Consider the following 16,571-nt stretch of genomic DNA (forward strand, 5'->3'; position numbering starts at 1 on the left):
GGAGATTTCTGGGGAGCGTCAGCGGACTGGAAATCGAGGATAAGCCAAGGCCGCGGATGTGGCCGCCCGGCGCCTGAGGGAACACAGAAAGGACAAACCACATGGCCATGGACGCCTCTGAAATCGAGCGCCTGATCCGGGAAGGCATTCCGGGCGCCGAGGTGCGTATCGAGGATCTGCGGGGCGACGGCGACCATTACGCCGCCTACGTCACCGCGGCGGCCTTCAAGGGTAAGAGCCGGGTGGCGCAGCACCAGATGGTGTACGCCGCGCTGGGCGGCCGCATGGGCAATGAGCTGCACGCCCTGGCCCTGACCACGGCGGCCACGCAAGACTGATCCGCGACCATCGCGGGGCGATACGCCGGCTATTCCCTCTGGACAGACGCCCGGCGCGCGCTCATTTATGACGGGTACACGTTGTTGGGTGAACCGGGCCGCCGCTGGCGGTATCATGGGCGCCAGCGACACCGGCCCTGTTTGGCCGGCTTGGTTAGACCGCCGACCGTCTTCCTCTCCGGAGGAAAGCGGCCCCGGCACCAGAGGATCGATCGTACATGGACAAGACCGTCGAAGAGCGCATCCGCCGCGACATCACCGAGAACGACGTCGTGCTCTACATGAAGGGCACCCCCGTTTTCCCGCAGTGCGGCTTCTCCGCCGCCGTCGTGCAGGTGCTGAGCCACCTGGGCGTGAAGTTCAAGGGCATCGACATCCTGGTCGATCCTGCCCTGCGCCAGGGCATCAAGGAATTCACCAACTGGCCCACCATCCCGCAGCTGTATGTGAAGGGTGAGTTCGTGGGCGGCTGCGACATCATCCGCGACATGTATGAGTTGGGTGAGCTGGTGCAGCTGCTGGCCGAAAAGGGTGTCGCCGCCCAAGCCGCCGCTTAAGGGCCCGCCGCTCAAGGCTTGGCACCCTATGGACGAAGGGCCGCCCCGGGGTTTCCGGGCGCGGCCCTTTCTCTTTCAGCACGCTGGAATGCCGCCTGACGCGGTCGCGGCGTACCCTGCCTTAATGAAACATCAAATAGATGATGATCAGGACGGGTAACGGCACCCCCAGCAGCCATAACAGCCCATATCGCATCGCCGCGATCTCCTTGTTTCTCGGTTCTCGATCTCTCAGTTCTTGAGAGCGGCCCCACGAGACTGGGCCAACGCCCATAGAAACGCCGCGGAGAGGGATTTTGTTCCAGGCGACGACATCGGGCGTACCGGAACAAAGAGGCGCGGCGCCCCGTTTAAGTCGGGCTTGCCCACCCGGATCGCGGAGACACCGATGGCGAAGAACGCCTGGATGCGCAATGGCTTCGACAGTTGGCTGCTGGGCATGGAAGCCCTGCAGGTCATCACCCTGCGCACCATGAAGCTGGCGGCCGGTGGGGCCGCCGCGCAGACGGAAGCGCAACGCATGGTGAGCGAGAAGATCGCCGCCGGCCTGGACCTGCAGATGCGGGCGCTGACCGGCGGCCTGGGCACCACCGCCGACGGCGCCGCCGCCAAGGTGCTGGCCCACTACCGCCGCAAGGTGCGCGCCAACCGCCGGCGCTTGAGCAAGGCCGCCGGCTGACGCGCCGCCGGTTGACCTACGGGCGGCGGCCCCGCAGCCGCCCCCAGCCCTTGCCGGCCTCGCGCAGCACGCTGTACCAGCGCTCCCGCAGGCGCCACATCAGCGTGGGCTGGCTGGGCGCCTCCAGATATCCCAGGGATAACAGCGTGGGCTCGATCAGGCGCACCACTTGGCGCCGTTGCCGGCGGTGGCGATGGTGCTTGCCGATGGCGCCCTTACGGACGGAGGCGGACCGCCTCATCAGCGCGGCCTCATCCGGCGCCTGCCCCATGAAGGCCAGGATCCGGCGGGAGGTGGGGATGAAGTCCTGGCACAAATCCTCGTACCGGACCTCCAGATAGCGTTCCTGCAGCATGGCGCCGTAGGTGCGCCCCACCTCCACCGAATTCATCCAGTGCAGGGCGTTGTAGACGTGCGGCTGGCGGACGTAGGCGCGGTTGGTCATGGACAGGCCGCGCCAGCCCTGGATGTCGCCATTATTGAAATAGACTTTGCGCCAGAAGCGGGCCTGGGGCGGCACATGGTCGCTGAAGGCCACGTCCAGCCCGTCGCGCAACAGGTGGATGAAGCGCGCCTTGGGGAAGACGGCGGCGATGATGGGGACGATGTAGGTCGTCTCGCACAGTTTCCAGCCCCAGGGCGAATGCCCGTCATAGCCCGCCAAATGCTCCATCATCGCGGTGACGAACAGGGCCTCCAGGTCAGTGGGCCACTCCTGGTCCCAGAGCGCGTGGTAATCGGGGTAGTAGTCCTCCACCAGCCGCTCCACCAGGGGCAGGATGGCCATGGCGTCGTTGGACTCGTTCAACTTGCCGCCGATGAACACGCCCTGGTCGTCCAGCATCTGGGCCAGCAGCCGGCTGCCGGAATGCGACTTGTTGTAGACGATCACCGGGTCCGGCAAATCGGCGAAGCGCCGCCGCAGCCGATCTATCGTGCCGCCGTGGCTGCTGATGGGCCGCGCGCGGCCGGCCACCGGGGTGCCGGCGCGACTTTGACTGTCCCAATTCTTGGCATAGGCGTTTGACAAGACCAAATCCCCATCACAGTGATTGGGCGAACGGCACCGTTCCCGGATCAATCCAGGTTGGGATGCGTCCACAAGTCACAGGTTCTCTTCGTGACTTTCCTGTTACGCAGAGAGATTAAAAATCCTGCCTTCATTTGTGCACAGGAAGCAGATTCTTCCGGCTAGAATTCTTATAACCAAATCATCCATTATATATACATGTGGCATGACCATTGTTATAGGCCGCGCTCAGTAATAATGTTCATATTTGCAAATATTATTTACTTCGACCTAGACCGCAGCTCGAATTCGGCCCCATCCCTTCACCCTGGCGTGCGCGTGCCGCCAGTGACAGGCCGGTAGGTTTCATTTTTTGGATGGGATGGTGGCAAGCAGGCGATTTTCGCCGAGGCATGCCGCAAGCGCAGGGCTGGGCCGCCGACAGGCGCACGAGGCCCGCCGACAGGCGGACGGCACACAGGGTCAATGGAACGTAGGTTACTTGCCGGGGGGCGGTTCCCACAGCTCGACCCGGTTGCCTTCCGGATCCATGACCCAACCGAAACGGCCGAACTCACTTTGTTCCACCCGCTCATCCACGGCGGCGCCGAAGGCCCGCAGCTGCGCCAGCATGTCATCCAGGTTGTCCACCCGGAAATTGATCATGAAGGGCGCCGTGGACGGGGCGAAGTAGGTGCTGTCCTCGGGGAACAGGCTCCACGCGGTGGTGCCTGGCCGGTCGGGGCGCTGCCCCTCCGGCCAGCTGAACTTGGCGCCGGCGAAATAGGGGCTGAGCGGGACACCCAGGGCGTCGCGGTACCAGGCGCTCAACGCCTTCACATCCCGCGCCTTCATGAAGACGCCGCCAATGCCCGTGACCCGTTCCATGCCGCTCCCCCGCTGGCCCTGCCGGCCGCTGCTGGTTCGATGGCGCAGCATCGCATTGCCACAACCAAAAGAAAAGACCACGCCCCGGATGGACGCGCGGCAAAGGGGCGCGGGCATGGCCGCGGAGGGCCGGCGCCGGGGCCGAGGGTCGGAGATGTCATCTGATCTGAATCAACGCCCCCGCCCCTGCCCCGGATACACTGCGCTCGCCTGAACACCGCATCCGCCCCCGGTGCCATGATGCCGCGCGCCCCCGTTCCGATCGCCGGATTGACCGCCAGGGAAGCGGCTCGCCGGCTGGTGGCCGATGGTTACAACGAACTGCCCCGGCCGGACAGGCGCCCCTTCTACCGCATCCTGCTTGGTATCCTGACCGAACCCATGTTCGGCCTGCTGGTGGTCAGCGCCCTTATCTATCTGGTCCTGGGCGACCTGCGCGAGGGCCTGATGCTGCTGGCCTTCGCCACCGCGTCGGTCGGCATCGCCACCGCCCAGGAAAGCCGGAGCGAGCGGGTGCTGGACACACTGCGCACCCTGACCAGCCCCCGGGCCCAGGTGCTGCGCGATGGTGCGCGCGTCCGCATTCCGGGACGGGAGGTGGTGCCCGGCGACATCGTGTTCCTGGAGGAAGGCGACCGGGTGCCAGCCGATATCCACCTCCTGTCCGCCCAGGATCTGGAAGTGGATGAATCCCTGCTGACCGGTGAATCGGCGCCGGTGCGCAAACGCCCGGGCAGCCTGGACGACGGGGCCGCCGCCCCGGGGGGCGACGACCTGCCCCTGGCCTTTTCCGGCACCCTGGTGGTGCGCGGCCGGGGCAGCGGCACCACCATCGCCACCGGCCGCCACAGCGAGATCGGCAAGATCGGGCTGGCCCTGGGGGGAATCCATCCGGAGCCCACCCGCCTGAACCGGCAGACGCGGCGCCTGGTCCGCGGCGTGGCCGTGGCCGGCCTGGCCGTCAGCGTCCTGGTCATGGCGCTGTACGGCCTGGCGCGGGGAAGCTGGCTGCAAGGCGCGCTCGCCGGGCTGGCCGTGACCATGTCGATGATCCCGGAGGAGTTTCCCCTGGTGTTGACCGTGTTCATGGTCATGGGGGCGTGGCGCCTGTCGCGGGCGCGGGTCCTGACCCGCCGCGCCGCAGCGATCGAGGCGCTCGGCGCCGCCACGGTGCTGTGCACGGACAAGACCGGAACCCTGACGCAAAACCGCATGGCCATCGCCGAGATACGGGACGCCGGCGACCTGGCGCGACGCTTGATGCCCGGGGATGCGACGGCCGCCGCCGCCATCCGCGTGCTGGTGTGGCACGGCGTGCTGGCCAGCGCCCCCACGCCGTTCGATCCCATGGAGCGCGCCTTCCGCGACCTGGGCGAACGCTTGGGCGTGACGCCGCCGGCGTCCCCCTGGGTCCTGGCGCGGGAACATGGGCTGGAGCCGGGCCTACCCGCGGTGACCCAGGTCTGGCAATCGCCGCAGGGCGGGGCCATCGTGGCGGCCAAGGGCGCGCCGGAGGCGGTGGCGGCGTTATGCCGGCTGGACGAGCACGCGCGCGCGGCGATGCTGCGCGCCGTGGACGGCCTGGCCCGCGACGGCATGCGCGTGCTGGCCGTCGCCGGCGGCGAGGCGGACGGCCCGCTGCCCGCCGACCGTCGCGACTATCCCTGCCACCTGCTGGGCCTGGTGGGTTTCAGCGATCCGTTGCGGGCGGAGGTGCCGGCGGCGGTGCGGGACTGCCTGTCGGCGGGCGTCCGCGTGGTGATGATCACAGGGGATTACCCCGAAACCGCCCGCGCCATCGCGGCCCAGGCCGGCCTGCCCGACGGCCCCCTGGTCACCGGCGCGGAACTGGATGGCCTGCCGCCCCAGGAACAGGCGGCCCGCATCCGGGGAGCCGCCCTGTTCGCCCGCACCCGCCCCGCGCACAAGCTGGCGATCGTGAAGGCCCTGCAGGCGGACGGCCAGATCGTGGGCATGACCGGGGATGGCGTGAACGACGCGCCGTCGCTGAAGGCGGCGGACATCGGCATCGCCATGGGCGGCCGTGGCACGGACGTCGCGCGCGAGGCGGCGTCCCTGGTGCTGTTGGACGACGACTTCGGGTCCATCGTCCACACCATCCGCCTGGGACGGCGCATCTATGACAATTTGCGCAAGGCCATGGGCTACATCCTGGCGGTCCACGTGCCCATCGCCGGCCTGGCGCTGCTGCCGCTGGCGCTGGGCCTGCCGCTGCTGCTGACACCGGTGCACATCGCCCTCCTGGAAATGGTGATCGACCCCGTCTGCTCCATCGTTTTCGAGGCGGAACGGTCGGAGGCGGACATCATGCGCCGTCCGCCCCGCCCACCGGGCAGCACCCTGTTTTCCCGCGCCCTGGTGCTGTGGAGCCTGGCCCAGGGCATCGTCGCCTTCGCCGTCGTGGCGGTGCTGTTCATGGCGGCGTTGAACGGCGGCATGCCGGCCGACCAGGCCCGCGCGTTGGCCTTCGTCGCCCTCATGCTGATCAATTTCGGCCTGGTGCTGGTCAACCGCTCCTTCGCGGCCTCGCCCCTGACGGCGCTGCTGCGGCCCAACACCGCGCTATGGACGGTGCTGGGGGTCATGGCTGCGGTCATGGCGGCCACCCTCGCCTGGCCGCCCGCCGCCGACCTGTTCGCTTTCGGGCCCCTACATGCCGACGACCTGGCCGTGGCCTTCGTCGCCGCCGTCGTCATGGTGCTGGCCCTGGAGATGGTGAAGCCCCTTTGGGCCGATCACCTGCGCCGTTGACCTGTAAGGAGGAAACCATGACCCACCCAGCATCCCAGCCGGAATACGGCGGCGCCATGAAGGGGTTCCACTGGCTGGTGGTGGCCCTGCTGGTGGTGCAATACGCCCTGGGCTGGACCATGCCGGAGCTGCGCCGCGGCATGCCGCCGGAGGGCCTGGTCAACCTGCACCTGTCGTTCGGCGTGACCATCGGCGCCATCATGGCCCTGCGCCTGGCCTGGCGGATACTGACGCCCCAGCCGCCGGCCGATCCCAGGCTTCCCCTCTGGCAGCACAGGGCGGCGGCCGCCGTTCACGGCCTGCTGTACCTGCTGGTGTTCATCCTGGTGCTGACCGGATGGGCCGACGCGTCGCGGCGCGGCTGGCCCGTGACCCTGTTCGGCGTCCTGGACCTGCCGGCGCTGGTGGCCACGGGCTCGGCCGTCGGCCGGGCCTTGGGCGAAGTGCATGAGACCCTGGTGACCGTGCTGCTGATCGTGGTGGGCGCGCACCTGGCCGCCGTGGCCGTCCACGTCTTCCTGTGGCGCGACCGGATCATGGATCGCATGACGCCCCGCCTCCGCCCCCGGGCTTAGGTCCCGGAGCAGACGGCGCACCAAAAAAAAGGCCGCGTCCCGAGGGGCGCGGCCTGATCTCGTCGGTTCCCGAAGGACCCTGGATTAGCGCGAGTAGTACTCGACCACCAGGTTCGGTTCCATGGTCACCGGGTACGGAACGTCGGCCAGGTTCGGGGCGCGGACGAAGGTGCCCTTCAGCGCGCCGGTATCGACCTGCACGTACTCGGGGATGTCGCGCTCACCCGAGGCGGAGGCCTCCAGGATGATGGCGAACTGCTTGGCCTTCTGGCGGACCTCGATGACGTCGCCGTCCTTAACGCGGTAGGAGGCGATGTTCAGGCGCTTGCCGTTCACCAGGATGTGGCCGTGGTTGATGATCTGGCGCGACGCGAACGGCGTCGGCGCGAACTTCATGCGGTAGACCACGGCGTCCAGACGACGCTCCAGCAGCTGGATCAGGTTCTCGCCGGTGTCGCCCTTGCGACGGACGGCTTCCTGGTAGATGCGGCGGAACTGGCGCTCGCCGATGTTGGCGTAGTAGCCCTTCAGCTTCTGCTTGGCCATCAGCTGCAGGCCGAAGTCGGACGGCTTCTTGCGGCGCTGGCCGTGCTGGCCGGGGCCGTATTCGCGGCGGTTGACCGGGCTCTTGGCACGGCCCCACAGGTTGACGCCAAGGCGGCGGTCAATCTTGTACTTGGACTCTAAACGCTTGCTCATCTCTAAGCTCCAGAGTGCCGCTGACGCGGCTTGTTGTCCCGGTAGTTCCATGGCGCCCCATCCGGCGTAAATCCGGATCGGAACCCATGGACGGGGACAAGGGGAGAGATCCCCCGGACCCACCTTCCCGGGAAGGGAAGGCCGGCACTATAAGCAGCGCGGAACCGAAGTCAACGGAAACCGCAGCCTTCGGGACGCGCGCGCCGCAGGCGGGCCATGCGGGGGGCGGTTTAGCGCATCCCACCCGCATACCACAAGGCTTCCGGCCTTATTCCGCCGCGCGGCTGGCCCGATTTTCCGCCGCCCCATCTTCAACAATGAGGGTGCGCACAGCATCCAGGATGGGGCCCGGCTCGGTCCGCACCAGCCAGTCGGGGCTGACGTCGGCGTAGCGCACCACGCCGTCGCGCCCCAGCACCACCACCGCCGGCATGGGCAGATCCCAGGTGCCGGTGCCCGTGACCTCCCCCAGGGACGTGCCCTTGGCCAGCTGGCTGGCCTGGGAGGCGGCGTTGGCGGTGAAGACGATGCCCAGGCGGCGGGCCAAGGCGTTGTCGCGGTCGCTGGCCACGGTGAAGGTCAGGCCATGGCGGCGCTTGATGTCCACCAGGCGCTCCGGCACCTGCGGGCTGACCGCCACCAGCTGCGCGCCCAGCGCCCGCACACCCGGTTCCAGATGGCGCTGATAGTAAGGCAGCGCGATGTTACAGGCGGGACAGGTGGCGAAGCGGAAGAAGACCAGCACCACCGGCCCGCGCGCCAGCAGCGCGCCCAGATGCAGCGTGCCGCCCTCCACATCCTGCAGCACCTCGCCCACCAGCCGGTCGCCCGGCCGCACGAAGGCGGCGCGGTCGGCCGTCTCCACCAGTTCCCGCCGCTGGTCGATGTTGATCTGCAACTGGGCCGGATCCATGGTCGCCACCCGGTGGGCGTGCAGGTCGGCGAACAACTGGGCCAGGGTGGGCTCGGCGGCGGCTTCGGTGAGGGCGGATTGGCTCATGACTTAAACTCCCGGGGTTTGAAGGGTTGCCGCCACTGTGCCAGCGTCACCCCGTTGAAAAACCCGAGTAATCCTTGAGCGTCTTATTGGCCGCGATGAAGTGGTCCCATCACCGGCTTTGGGCCCGCTGGCGCTGAATCTCTTTCAGTTCCATCTCCGCCAGGGCATTGCCGGGCAGCACCTTGAGACAGCGCCGGTAGGTCGCCTCCGCTTCATCCAGGCGGCCCATGGCGACGTAGGTGCTGCCCAGACCATAAAAGGCGTCGGCCGTTTCCTGCGGCTTGGTTTCCGGCGGCGACAGGTCGGCCGAGTCCACCGCCGCCTGGAAGGCCTCCTGCGCCTGGGGCAGCTTGTGCTGGGCCTTGTACGCGGCGCCCAGCTGCAACAGGACGGCGGCATTGGCCGGCGACAGGGCTCGTGCCCGCTCCAGCCCGGCCTGCGCCCCCGCCAAATCGTCCAGGGTCATCAATTCGCGGCCGCGGTAGACGTAGGCCAGGACCAGCCCCGCCTCGACCACGCGCGCCGGCTGATGGGCGCGCACGGCGTCCTGCATGTAGCGGGTGGCCTCCGCCATGGTGCGCGCGCAGTAGATCCGGCCCGGTGTGGCCCTGTATCGCATTTCATAGGCATTGATGACCAGATTGAAAGAGCCGTCGACCGCCCGCCGGGGATCTCCCGCCCGCACCGCCAGCAGCCCCTCCACCAAGGCCTTGCCCAACACCGGATCAGGGGTCAGGTCGGCGGTGGGCAGGGAAGCGGGGGCCGGCTGAGCGCTGGTCGAAGGATGGGCCGAAATGGGCCGCGCCGCCTCGCCCACGGGCGCCCCCGCACAGGCGGCGCCAGCCAGCAGCGCCAGGACCGCCAGGGCTTGGCCGCCAGCGCCCCTCATCCTCAATGAACCTGCGCCTGCTTGGCTTTCTCCTTCACCACATAGTCCAGCTCATGCTGGGCGTAGGCATCCTGCGGGTTCTTGGCCAGGCACTGCTTATAAATGGCCTCGGCCTCATCCAGCTTGCCGGTCTCGGAATAGACGAAGGCGATGCCATGTAGGGCCTTCATTTCGTCCGTATCCTTGGCCTGTGGAAGGGAGAAAGCGGCGGAATGCTCCTTGGCCGCCTGATAAGTCTCCAACGCCTGAGGCCAATTCTTCTCGGATTTGTACAGGTTCGCCAGTTCGATCAGGAACTGGGGATTATAAGGTGAGAGGTCGCGGGCGTGCTCCAGGCTGGCCTTCGCCCCCGGCAGGTCCTGCAATTCCACCTGCGCATACCCCTTCAGAAAATAGGCGATGGCCCAGTTGGGCGTCACGGCGATGGCCGACTGCTTCTGACTGGCCGCCAACACCATGTAGGCCAGCGTCTCCGCGGTCGTACTGGCGCAATAAACCCTTTCCTTGCGTTCCTTGTATCGCGCCTCGTAGGTCGCGATAACCTGGTCGTAGGATGCGATGGCTTGGCGGGGCTGGCCTGAGCGCATCGCCTGCACCCCCTCCCTCAGCAGCCGCACCATGGTCTGATCCTCGGCGTCTTCCGCCGCCTTCTTGGGATCGGCGGGCGCCGGGGCCGCCTGACCTTGGGCCTGGGACTGAGCGTCCCCTTGGCTCTGAGCCCACGAGGAACCGGCCCAAAAGATCAGACCTGGCATCAACAGAAGGGCCAACACCCAAGCGCGCATGTTTCCCCCAAACCATTCGCCGCCGCGATCATCGCGGCCAGGCACCATACTATCAGGGCGATTGCGGCGCGCCAGGGGTGCAACCTGCGGGAAGAACAAAAACCTCACTTTCCCCTCGCATACACTTTCTTGCCGTCCACCCAGGTGGACATCGGCTTGATGTCGGCGATCTGGCGCGGGGGCACGGTCAGGGGATCGGCGCTGAGGATGACGAAGTCGGCGCGCAGGCCCGGCTTCAGGGCGCCCACCTCCCCCTCCATGAAGCCGGCGTAGGCGGCGTCGCGGGTGAAGCCGGCCAGCGCCTCCTCCCGCGTCAGCTTCTGGTCGGGCAGCCAGCCGCCCGGGGGCTGGCCGACCAGATCCTGGCGGGTGACGGCGGCGTAGAGGCCCAGCATGGGGTTCACCTTCTCCACCGGGAAGTCGGAGCCCAGGGCCAGCCGCGCGCCGGCATGGCGCAGGCTCTGCCAGGCATAGGCGCCGGCCAGGCGGTCATGGCCCAGGCGCTTTTCCGCCCAGGGCATGTCGGAGGTGGCGTGGGTGGGCTGCATGGAAGCGATGACGCCCAGCTGGGCGAAGCGCGGGATGTCGTCCAGGGTCAGGATCTGGGCATGCTCCACCCGCCAGCGATGGTCGCTCTTGGCGTCGGTGCCCAGCACCTTGGCGTAGGTGTCCAGCACCAGGCGGTTGCCGCCGTCGCCGATGGCGTGGGTCGCCACCTGCAGGTGGCAACCCTTGGCCTTGGCCACGATGCGCGGATAGTCGGTGGGGTTGGTGACGTAGATGCCGCTGTTGCCGGGATCGTCGCTGTAGGGGCGCAGCAGCTTGGCCCCCCGGCTGCCCAGCGCGCCGTCGATGTACAGCTTCACCGCCCGCATGCGCACGCGGCCCGTGGGGTCGGTGTAGCCGCCGTTTTGGCCGCACAGCCACGCCAGCGCCTCATGGTCGCCATCGGCCATGGTGTAGAGGCGCACCGGCACCTCCCCCTTGGCGGCCATGTCCTGCAGCACGCGGAAGGATTGCAGGTCGATGCCGGGTTCATGCGTGCCGGTCAGGCCCAGCGACACCATCTCGGCGAAGGCCAGCGTATAGTCCTGGCGGATCTGGGCGTCGGTGCGCGGCGGCAGGGCCTCGGCCACCAGGTCCATGGCGTTGTCGATCAGCACGCCGGTGGCCTTCTTGCCCTGGCGCACGATGCGGCCGCCTTGCGGCTGCCAAGTGCCGTCCAGGCTCTTGGCCTTGGGCTGGGCCGCCATGACGCGCAGGGCGGCGCTGTTGACCCAGACGGCGTGGCCGTCGATACGCTCCAGCCGCACCGGCCGGTCGGGGAAGGCGGCGTCCAGGTCGGCGGCGGCGGGAAAGGCCTTGTCCGCCCAGCGGTTCTGGTCCCAGCCCCAGCCCTGCAGCCAGTCGCCGGGCGGCAGCTTGGCCGCCTGCGCCTTCAGGCGGGTGATGATCTCGGCCTTGCTGGCGCTGCCGGACAGGTCGGCGGTCAGCAGCGCCGCCCCCTCTTCCTGCACATGGCCGTGGGCGTCGATCAGGCCGGGCACCACGGGGGCGCCGCCGGCATCCACCGTGGCGGCGCCGGGGTAGCGCTGGGTCAGGTCGGCCGCGTCGCCCACCGCCAGCAGGACGCCATTCTCATCCCAGGCCAGCGCGCTGGCGGTCGGGTGGGCCGTGTCCTCGGTATGGATGACGGCGTTGACCAGCAGTGTGGGCGCGGCCCAGGCGTGGGCCCCCATTTGCCCCGCCAGCAGCGCCAAACCGGATACCGCCGCCGCCATCCGCCCCATGCGCATCATGATCCCCATCCCCTTGGTTTCATTGCCGCCAAGGGTACAGGGGATTTTCTTGCGGTCAAATTCTAGAGGAAGGATTCCACCGCCGCCAGGAAGGCCTTGGGCGTCTCGATCATGGGGGCGTGGCCGCTGTCGGGGATGGTGACCAGGCGGGATCCGGGAATGCCGTCGGCGTAGAACTGGCCATCCGCCGGGGGCAGCAGCCTGTCCTCCGCCCCCCAGACCACCAGGGTGGGGATGGTGATGTCCTTCAGCTTGCCGTCCACCGTCTCGTTCAGCAGCGCCGGGTTGCTGTAGACGGCGTGGATGGTCCAGGCGTCGCCCTTGGAAAGGCTCCAGGCGAAGCCGCGCTTCAGCGCCGCCGGCCCGGTGGACCAGCGCGGGTCATGGAAGATGGCGCCCAGCATGGCCTTCTGCCCCGCCAGCGAGGCGGCCGGCGGCGGGGCGTCGGTACCAGCAGGTTTGGGGCCGAACGCTTTGGCCATGGTGTCATGCCGGCCGGCGGCGTCGCACAGCACCAGCCGGGACGGCTTGGGCAGGGCGAAGGCCGGATCGGCGGCGATGCCGTCCAGGGCCTGGATGGTGTACTGCGCCGAAATCCAGCCGCCCAGGGATTCGCCCATCAGGGTGAAGTCCGTCACCTTCTTCTGGCGCAGGAATTCCCCTAGGAAATCCACCCAGGTCTGAATGGCATAGTCGATCATGGGCTTGTCCGACGCGCCGAAGCCCAACTGGTCCAGCGCCAGCACGTGGTGGGTCTTGGCGAGGTCCGCCATGACCTTGCCCCAGTCACCCTGCGCGCTGCTGCCCAGGCCGTGGACCAGCACCAGGGTCGGACCCCGCCCCGCCTCATAGTATTTGATGGAGGCGCCGAACAGCTGGATGGTCTGCGCCTGGGCCTTCGCCGCGGGCGCGGCCGCCGCCGGTTGCGCGGCCTCCGCCGCATGCCCGCCCCGGGGCGCCATGAGGGGCGCCATCATCAGGGCGGCCGCGACCGCCGCCCGTATCATACCCGCTGACCGCATTTGTCCCCCGCCTCGCCGGATCGTTGGCCAACCCGTCGGGGCCGGCGGGCACCAAGGTGCATCGCCCTGCCCGGAAACGGCAAGGGCCCAAAACAGCAAGACCGGTCAGGACGCGGCCGCCGGCATTGGTCATAGTGCCGGCATGACCCAGCCCCACTCCCCACAGGTCCGGCCCCCGCGGCCTGACCGCCTTGCCGACCTGCTGTCCTGGATCGAGGACAACCTGGATCAGCCGCTGACGCTGGAGGGCGTCGCCGGCCGCATGGCGCTGTCGCCCTATCATTTCTCCCGCCTGTTCACCGCCCGCATGGGCCGCAGCGTCATGGCCCACATCCGGGGACGGCGGCTGGTCAAGGCGGCGCAGCGCCTGGCCAGCGATCCCGATGTGCGCCTGATCGACCTGGCGTTCGATTGCGGTTTCGACTCCCAGGAAGCGTTCACGCGCGCCTTCGGGCGCCTCTTCGGCGTGGCCCCCGGCCAATTCCGGCAGGGCTACGCCGCCACCCCCTTTGAAGGACAATATCCCATGAGCCTGCCCGACAGCGTCGACGTCGATGTCAGCCAGCTGCCCAACCTTGTCCCCCTGGATGCCTTCACCGTCGCCGGCCCATCGCGGCGCTTCGACGGCGCCACCAAGGCCACCATCCCCCAGCTTTGGCCGGCGCTGATCGGCGCCCTGCCCTTCGCGGGACAGGAACCCAGCTGGGCCACCTACGGCGTGGTGTGGGCGGCCGATCGGTCGGAGGGCAGCTTCGATTACATGGCCGGCGTCCGTGTCGCCCCCGACGCCACGCCGCCGGCGGGGTTTACCACCCTGCGCATCCCGGCCGCGACCTATGCCGTCTTCCGCATCACGCTGAACGGCGGCCCCCTGCACCCCCAGGTCAAGACGGCCATGGGCCGCATCTGGGGCGAGCTGATCCCGGCGTCAGGCCTCAAGGTGGCGGACAGCCCGGACTTCGAGCTTTACGACAGCGAATTCGCGCCCACCCGCCCCGGCGCCATCATCGATTTCCATGTGCCGGTGGTGACGTGAGCGGGCCTTTGACGATCAGTGGCCCTTCACCGGGCCGCCGTCCTTGCGTCGGCCGCTGAGGGCGGCGATGACACCGTGCAGGGTGCGCACCTCCTGCTCCGTCATGTGCGCGCGCTGCAGCATGTTGCGGATGTTGCGCACCATGCTGGGGCGCTTTTCCTCGCTGGTGTAAAAGCCGGTGGCGTCCAGCTCCAGCTCCAGGTGCTCGAACAGGTTGACCAGCTCCTCCTTGGTCGCCGGGCGGGAGTTGCCGGTGTAGAGCTGCCGCTCCGGCCCCTCATAGCCCGCCTGGAACCATTCGTGCGCCACCAGCAGCACGCACTGCGCCAGGTTCAGGGAGGAGAAGCCCGGGTTCAGCGGGATGGTGATGATGGTGTCGGCCAGCGCGATGTCGTCATTGACCAGGCCCGTGCGCTCCGGCCCGAACAGGATGCCGACGCCGCGACCCACCTGGGCGTGCGCCCGCATCTCCGTCGCCGCCTCGCGCGCCGTCAGCACGGTCTTGACCATGTAGCGGGGGCGCGCCGTGGTGGCGTAGACCTTCTGCAGGTCGGCGATGGCGTCCTTGGTGCTCTCGTACACGCGGGCCTGGTCCAGCACCAGGGTGGCGCCGGCCGACGCCGACACCGCCTTTTCATTGGGCCAGCCGTCGCGCGGGTTCACCAGGCGCAGGTCGGTCAGGCCGTGGTTCAGCATGGCCCGCGCCACGGTGCCGATGTTCTCCCCCAACTGGGGCTCCACCAGGATGACGGCCGGGCCCGCGCCCTCCTCCGTCCCTTCAGCCTGGGATTTGGCGAGCATACGGCGGTCGGTTCCACTCATGGCGGGGGGTCCTGAACTGGCTTTCGTCCCTCACGCGGCGGGGACGGTGGCCCCCGCGCGGTAGAGACAATAGGTGATGCTGTCGAACAGCGCGTTGAACGAGGCGTCGATGACGTTGGCGGATACCCCGACGGTAACCCAAGGGGCGCCGTCCGGCATCCGCGTTTCGATCATGACGCGGGTCACCGCCTTGGTGCCGTCCTGGGGGGTCAGGATGCGGACCTTGTAGTCGACCAGCCGCATCCCGTCCAGATGCGGGTAGGCGGGGATCAGGGCCTTGCGCAGCGCCGTATCCAGCGCGTTGACCGGGCCGTTACCCTCCGCCACCGTCATCAGGGCGTCGGCCACGCCCGGCACCTCCAGCTTGGCGGTGGCCTCCGACAGGGTCACCAGCTGCCCCTGGGCGTTCCAGCGCCGCTCATCCAGCACGCGGAAGGAGATGAGGCGGAAATAGTCCGGCAGGGTGCCCAGCGCGCGCCGCGCCAGCAGTTCGAAACTGGCCTCGGCGCCATCATAGGCGTAGCCCTCGAACTCCCGCCGCTTCACCGCCTCCACCAGCGCGCCCACGCGCGGGTCGCTGGGCTCGATGCTGATGCCCACCTCGCGCAGGCGGGCCAGGACGTTGGAGCGGCCGGCCTGGTCCGACACCACCACGTGGCGCCGGTTGCCCACCGCCTCCGGCGGCACATGCTCATAGCTGGTGGGGTCCTTCTCCACCGCCGAGACGTGCAGGCCACCCTTGTGCGCGAAGGCGCTTTCGCCGACATAGGCCGCATGGCGGTTGGGCGCGCGGTTCAGCCGGTCGTCCAGCAGGCGGCTGACATGGACCAGGCGGCCCATGCCCTCCTCATCCACGCCGGTCTCATACCCCATCTTCAGGGACAGCGTGGGGATGAGGGAGATGAGGTTGGCGTTGCCGCAGCGCTCCCCCAGGCCGTTCAGGGTGCCCTGGATCATGCGGGCGCCGGCGCGCACCGCCGCCAGGCTGTTGGCCACGGCGTTCTCGGTGTCGTTGTGGCAATGGATGCCCAGCCGGTCGCCGGGAATCTCCCGCGCCACGGCCGCCACGATGGCCTCCACCTCGTGCGGCAGGCTGCCGCCATTGGTGTCGCACAGCACCACCCAGCGGGCCCCGCCCTCATAGGCCGCGCGCACGCAGGCCAGGGCATAGTCCGGGTTGGCCTTGTAGCCGTCGAAGAAATGCTCCGCGTCGAACAGCGGCTCACGCCCCCGGGCCGCCGTCTCCGCCACGCTGTCGCGGATCAGGTCCAGGTTTTCCCCGCGCGGGATGTTGAGGGCCACGTCGACATGGAAGTCCCAGGTCTTGCCCACCAGGCAGACGCCGGCGCCCGCCACCCCGTCCGTGGCGTTGAACAGGGCGTTCAGCCCCGGATCGTTGCCGGCGCTGCGCCCCGGCCGGCGGGTCATGCCAAAGGCCGTCAGCCGCGCCCGCTTGAAACGGGGCGGGTCGGCGAAGAAGGCGTCGTCCGTGGGGTTCGCACCCGGCCAGCCGCCCTCGATATAGTCGATGCCCAACGCATCCAGTTCCCGCGCGATGGCCGCCTTGTCGGCCGCGGTGAAGTCCACGCCCTGGGTCTGCGCGCCGTCGCGCAGCGTGGTGTCGTACAGATAGATGCGGGGGCGATCGGTCATAACCAGGCCAGATAACGTAATGGAGTTGCGACAATGGCCCATCACACG

The 16,571-nt window shown here is 68.5% G+C and carries 16 protein-coding genes; 6 read left to right on the forward strand and 10 right to left on the reverse strand.

Features of this window, described 5'->3' with window-relative positions:
• The first annotated feature begins 101 nt into the window (after nucleotides 1-101).
• The 3 genes from UAJ10_RS18380 to UAJ10_RS18390 all read left to right on the forward strand — a co-directional run bounded on the left by UAJ10_RS18380 (nucleotide 102) and on the right by UAJ10_RS18390 (nucleotide 1,574).
• Nucleotides 102-338, forward strand: a complete 237-nt coding sequence (locus UAJ10_RS18380; RefSeq protein ID WP_040846404.1) for a BolA family protein — start codon at nucleotides 102-104, stop codon at nucleotides 336-338.
• A 218-nt stretch (nucleotides 339-556) separates the two neighbouring features.
• Nucleotides 557-895: a Grx4 family monothiol glutaredoxin gene (gene grxD / locus UAJ10_RS18385; protein WP_322916652.1), complete on the forward strand. Its 339-nt coding sequence runs from the start codon at nucleotides 557-559 to the stop codon at nucleotides 893-895.
• 388 nt (nucleotides 896-1,283) lie between these two features.
• Nucleotides 1,284-1,574 carry a hypothetical protein gene (locus UAJ10_RS18390; RefSeq protein ID WP_004272926.1) on the forward strand — a complete coding sequence of 97 codons (291 nt, stop codon included), beginning with the start codon at nucleotides 1,284-1,286 and terminating at the stop codon, nucleotides 1,572-1,574.
• 16 nt (nucleotides 1,575-1,590) lie between these two features.
• Here the strand turns inward: UAJ10_RS18390 and UAJ10_RS18395 are convergent, their stop codons facing one another.
• Entirely contained in the window at nucleotides 1,591-2,604 is a 1,014-nt protein-coding gene (locus tag UAJ10_RS18395; RefSeq protein WP_322916654.1) for a sulfotransferase family protein, read from the reverse strand.
• Between the two features lie 477 nt (nucleotides 2,605-3,081).
• Nucleotides 3,082-3,522, reverse strand: a complete 441-nt coding sequence (locus UAJ10_RS18400; RefSeq protein ID WP_322916655.1) for a VOC family protein — start codon at nucleotides 3,520-3,522, stop codon at nucleotides 3,082-3,084.
• A 219-nt stretch (nucleotides 3,523-3,741) separates the two neighbouring features.
• Here UAJ10_RS18400 and UAJ10_RS18405 point away from each other — a divergent pair, with 219 nt between their 5' ends.
• Together UAJ10_RS18405 and UAJ10_RS18410 are read left to right on the forward strand one after the other, a co-directional pair.
• On the forward strand, nucleotides 3,742-6,243 hold the full coding sequence (locus UAJ10_RS18405; protein WP_322916656.1) for a cation-translocating P-type ATPase: 2,502 nt from the start codon (nucleotides 3,742-3,744) through the stop codon (nucleotides 6,241-6,243).
• Nucleotides 6,244-6,260: 17 nt separating this feature from the next.
• Nucleotides 6,261-6,818, forward strand: a complete 558-nt coding sequence (locus tag UAJ10_RS18410) for a cytochrome b (RefSeq protein WP_322916657.1) — start codon at nucleotides 6,261-6,263, stop codon at nucleotides 6,816-6,818.
• Nucleotides 6,819-6,902: 84 nt separating this feature from the next.
• Here the strand turns inward: UAJ10_RS18410 and rpsD are convergent, their stop codons facing one another.
• The 6 genes from rpsD to UAJ10_RS18440 all read right to left on the reverse strand — a co-directional run bounded on the left by rpsD (nucleotide 6,903) and on the right by UAJ10_RS18440 (nucleotide 13,012).
• Nucleotides 6,903-7,517: a 30S ribosomal protein S4 gene (rpsD, locus tag UAJ10_RS18415; RefSeq protein WP_322916658.1), complete on the reverse strand. Its 615-nt coding sequence runs from the start codon at nucleotides 7,515-7,517 to the stop codon at nucleotides 6,903-6,905.
• 268 nt (nucleotides 7,518-7,785) lie between these two features.
• Entirely contained in the window at nucleotides 7,786-8,517 is a 732-nt protein-coding gene (locus UAJ10_RS18420) for a peroxiredoxin-like family protein (RefSeq protein ID WP_322916659.1), read from the reverse strand.
• Nucleotides 8,518-8,626: 109 nt separating this feature from the next.
• On the reverse strand, nucleotides 8,627-9,406 hold the full coding sequence (locus tag UAJ10_RS18425; RefSeq protein WP_322916660.1) for a tetratricopeptide repeat protein: 780 nt from the start codon (nucleotides 9,404-9,406) through the stop codon (nucleotides 8,627-8,629).
• A 2-nt stretch (nucleotides 9,407-9,408) separates the two neighbouring features.
• Nucleotides 9,409-10,290 (reverse strand): tetratricopeptide repeat protein, encoded by an 882-nt coding sequence (locus UAJ10_RS18430; protein WP_322916661.1) that lies wholly within the window; start codon nucleotides 10,288-10,290, stop codon nucleotides 9,409-9,411.
• A 5-nt stretch (nucleotides 10,291-10,295) separates the two neighbouring features.
• On the reverse strand, nucleotides 10,296-11,990 hold the full coding sequence (locus tag UAJ10_RS18435; protein ID WP_322916662.1) for an amidohydrolase: 1,695 nt from the start codon (nucleotides 11,988-11,990) through the stop codon (nucleotides 10,296-10,298).
• Nucleotides 11,991-12,052: 62 nt separating this feature from the next.
• Complete coding sequence (locus UAJ10_RS18440; RefSeq protein WP_322916663.1) at nucleotides 12,053-13,012, reverse strand: alpha/beta fold hydrolase; 960 nt, start codon at nucleotides 13,010-13,012, stop codon at nucleotides 12,053-12,055.
• Nucleotides 13,013-13,154: 142 nt separating this feature from the next.
• Here UAJ10_RS18440 and UAJ10_RS18445 point away from each other — a divergent pair, with 142 nt between their 5' ends.
• The gene (locus tag UAJ10_RS18445; RefSeq protein ID WP_322916664.1) at nucleotides 13,155-14,048 is read left to right on the forward strand and encodes an AraC family transcriptional regulator; all 894 of its coding nucleotides are present in this window, start codon (nucleotides 13,155-13,157) and stop codon (nucleotides 14,046-14,048) included.
• A 15-nt stretch (nucleotides 14,049-14,063) separates the two neighbouring features.
• Here UAJ10_RS18445 and UAJ10_RS18450 read toward each other — a convergent pair whose 3' ends face one another.
• A complete protein-coding gene (locus tag UAJ10_RS18450; protein ID WP_322916665.1) occupies nucleotides 14,064-14,870 on the reverse strand; it encodes an RNA methyltransferase in 807 nt (268 codons plus the stop codon).
• A 30-nt stretch (nucleotides 14,871-14,900) separates the two neighbouring features.
• A complete protein-coding gene (cimA, locus tag UAJ10_RS18455; protein WP_322916666.1) occupies nucleotides 14,901-16,523 on the reverse strand; it encodes a citramalate synthase in 1,623 nt (540 codons plus the stop codon).
• Nucleotides 16,524-16,571 lie beyond the last annotated feature (48 nt).

Source organism: Nitrospirillum guaranorum (assembly GCF_034653275.1).
GTDB lineage: Bacteria > Pseudomonadota > Alphaproteobacteria > Azospirillales > Azospirillaceae > Nitrospirillum.

What these genes read in the sequence shown, in the direction of transcription:
- UAJ10_RS18380 (WP_040846404.1), top strand. Translation starts at nt 102, where the DNA reads ATGGCCATGGACGCCTCTGAAATCGAGCGCCTGATCCGGGAAGGCATT.
- grxD (WP_322916652.1), top strand. Translation starts at nt 557, where the DNA reads ATGGACAAGACCGTCGAAGAGCGCATCCGCCGCGACATCACCGAGAAC.
- UAJ10_RS18390 (WP_004272926.1), top strand. Translation starts at nt 1,284, where the DNA reads ATGGCGAAGAACGCCTGGATGCGCAATGGCTTCGACAGTTGGCTGCTG.
- UAJ10_RS18400 (WP_322916655.1), bottom strand. Translation starts at nt 3,522, where the DNA reads ATGCTGCGCCATCGAACCAGCAGCGGCCGGCAGGGCCAGCGGGGGAGC.
- UAJ10_RS18410 (WP_322916657.1), top strand. Translation starts at nt 6,261, where the DNA reads ATGACCCACCCAGCATCCCAGCCGGAATACGGCGGCGCCATGAAGGGG.
- rpsD (WP_322916658.1), bottom strand. Translation starts at nt 7,517, where the DNA reads ATGAGCAAGCGTTTAGAGTCCAAGTACAAGATTGACCGCCGCCTTGGC.
- UAJ10_RS18420 (WP_322916659.1), bottom strand. Translation starts at nt 8,517, where the DNA reads ATGAGCCAATCCGCCCTCACCGAAGCCGCCGCCGAGCCCACCCTGGCC.
- UAJ10_RS18425 (WP_322916660.1), bottom strand. Translation starts at nt 9,406, where the DNA reads ATGAGGGGCGCTGGCGGCCAAGCCCTGGCGGTCCTGGCGCTGCTGGCT.
- UAJ10_RS18435 (WP_322916662.1), bottom strand. Translation starts at nt 11,990, where the DNA reads ATGATGCGCATGGGGCGGATGGCGGCGGCGGTATCCGGTTTGGCGCTG.
- UAJ10_RS18440 (WP_322916663.1), bottom strand. Translation starts at nt 13,012, where the DNA reads ATGCGGTCAGCGGGTATGATACGGGCGGCGGTCGCGGCCGCCCTGATG.
- UAJ10_RS18445 (WP_322916664.1), top strand. Translation starts at nt 13,155, where the DNA reads ATGACCCAGCCCCACTCCCCACAGGTCCGGCCCCCGCGGCCTGACCGC.
- UAJ10_RS18450 (WP_322916665.1), bottom strand. Translation starts at nt 14,870, where the DNA reads ATGAGTGGAACCGACCGCCGTATGCTCGCCAAATCCCAGGCTGAAGGG.
- cimA (WP_322916666.1), bottom strand. Translation starts at nt 16,523, where the DNA reads ATGACCGATCGCCCCCGCATCTATCTGTACGACACCACGCTGCGCGAC.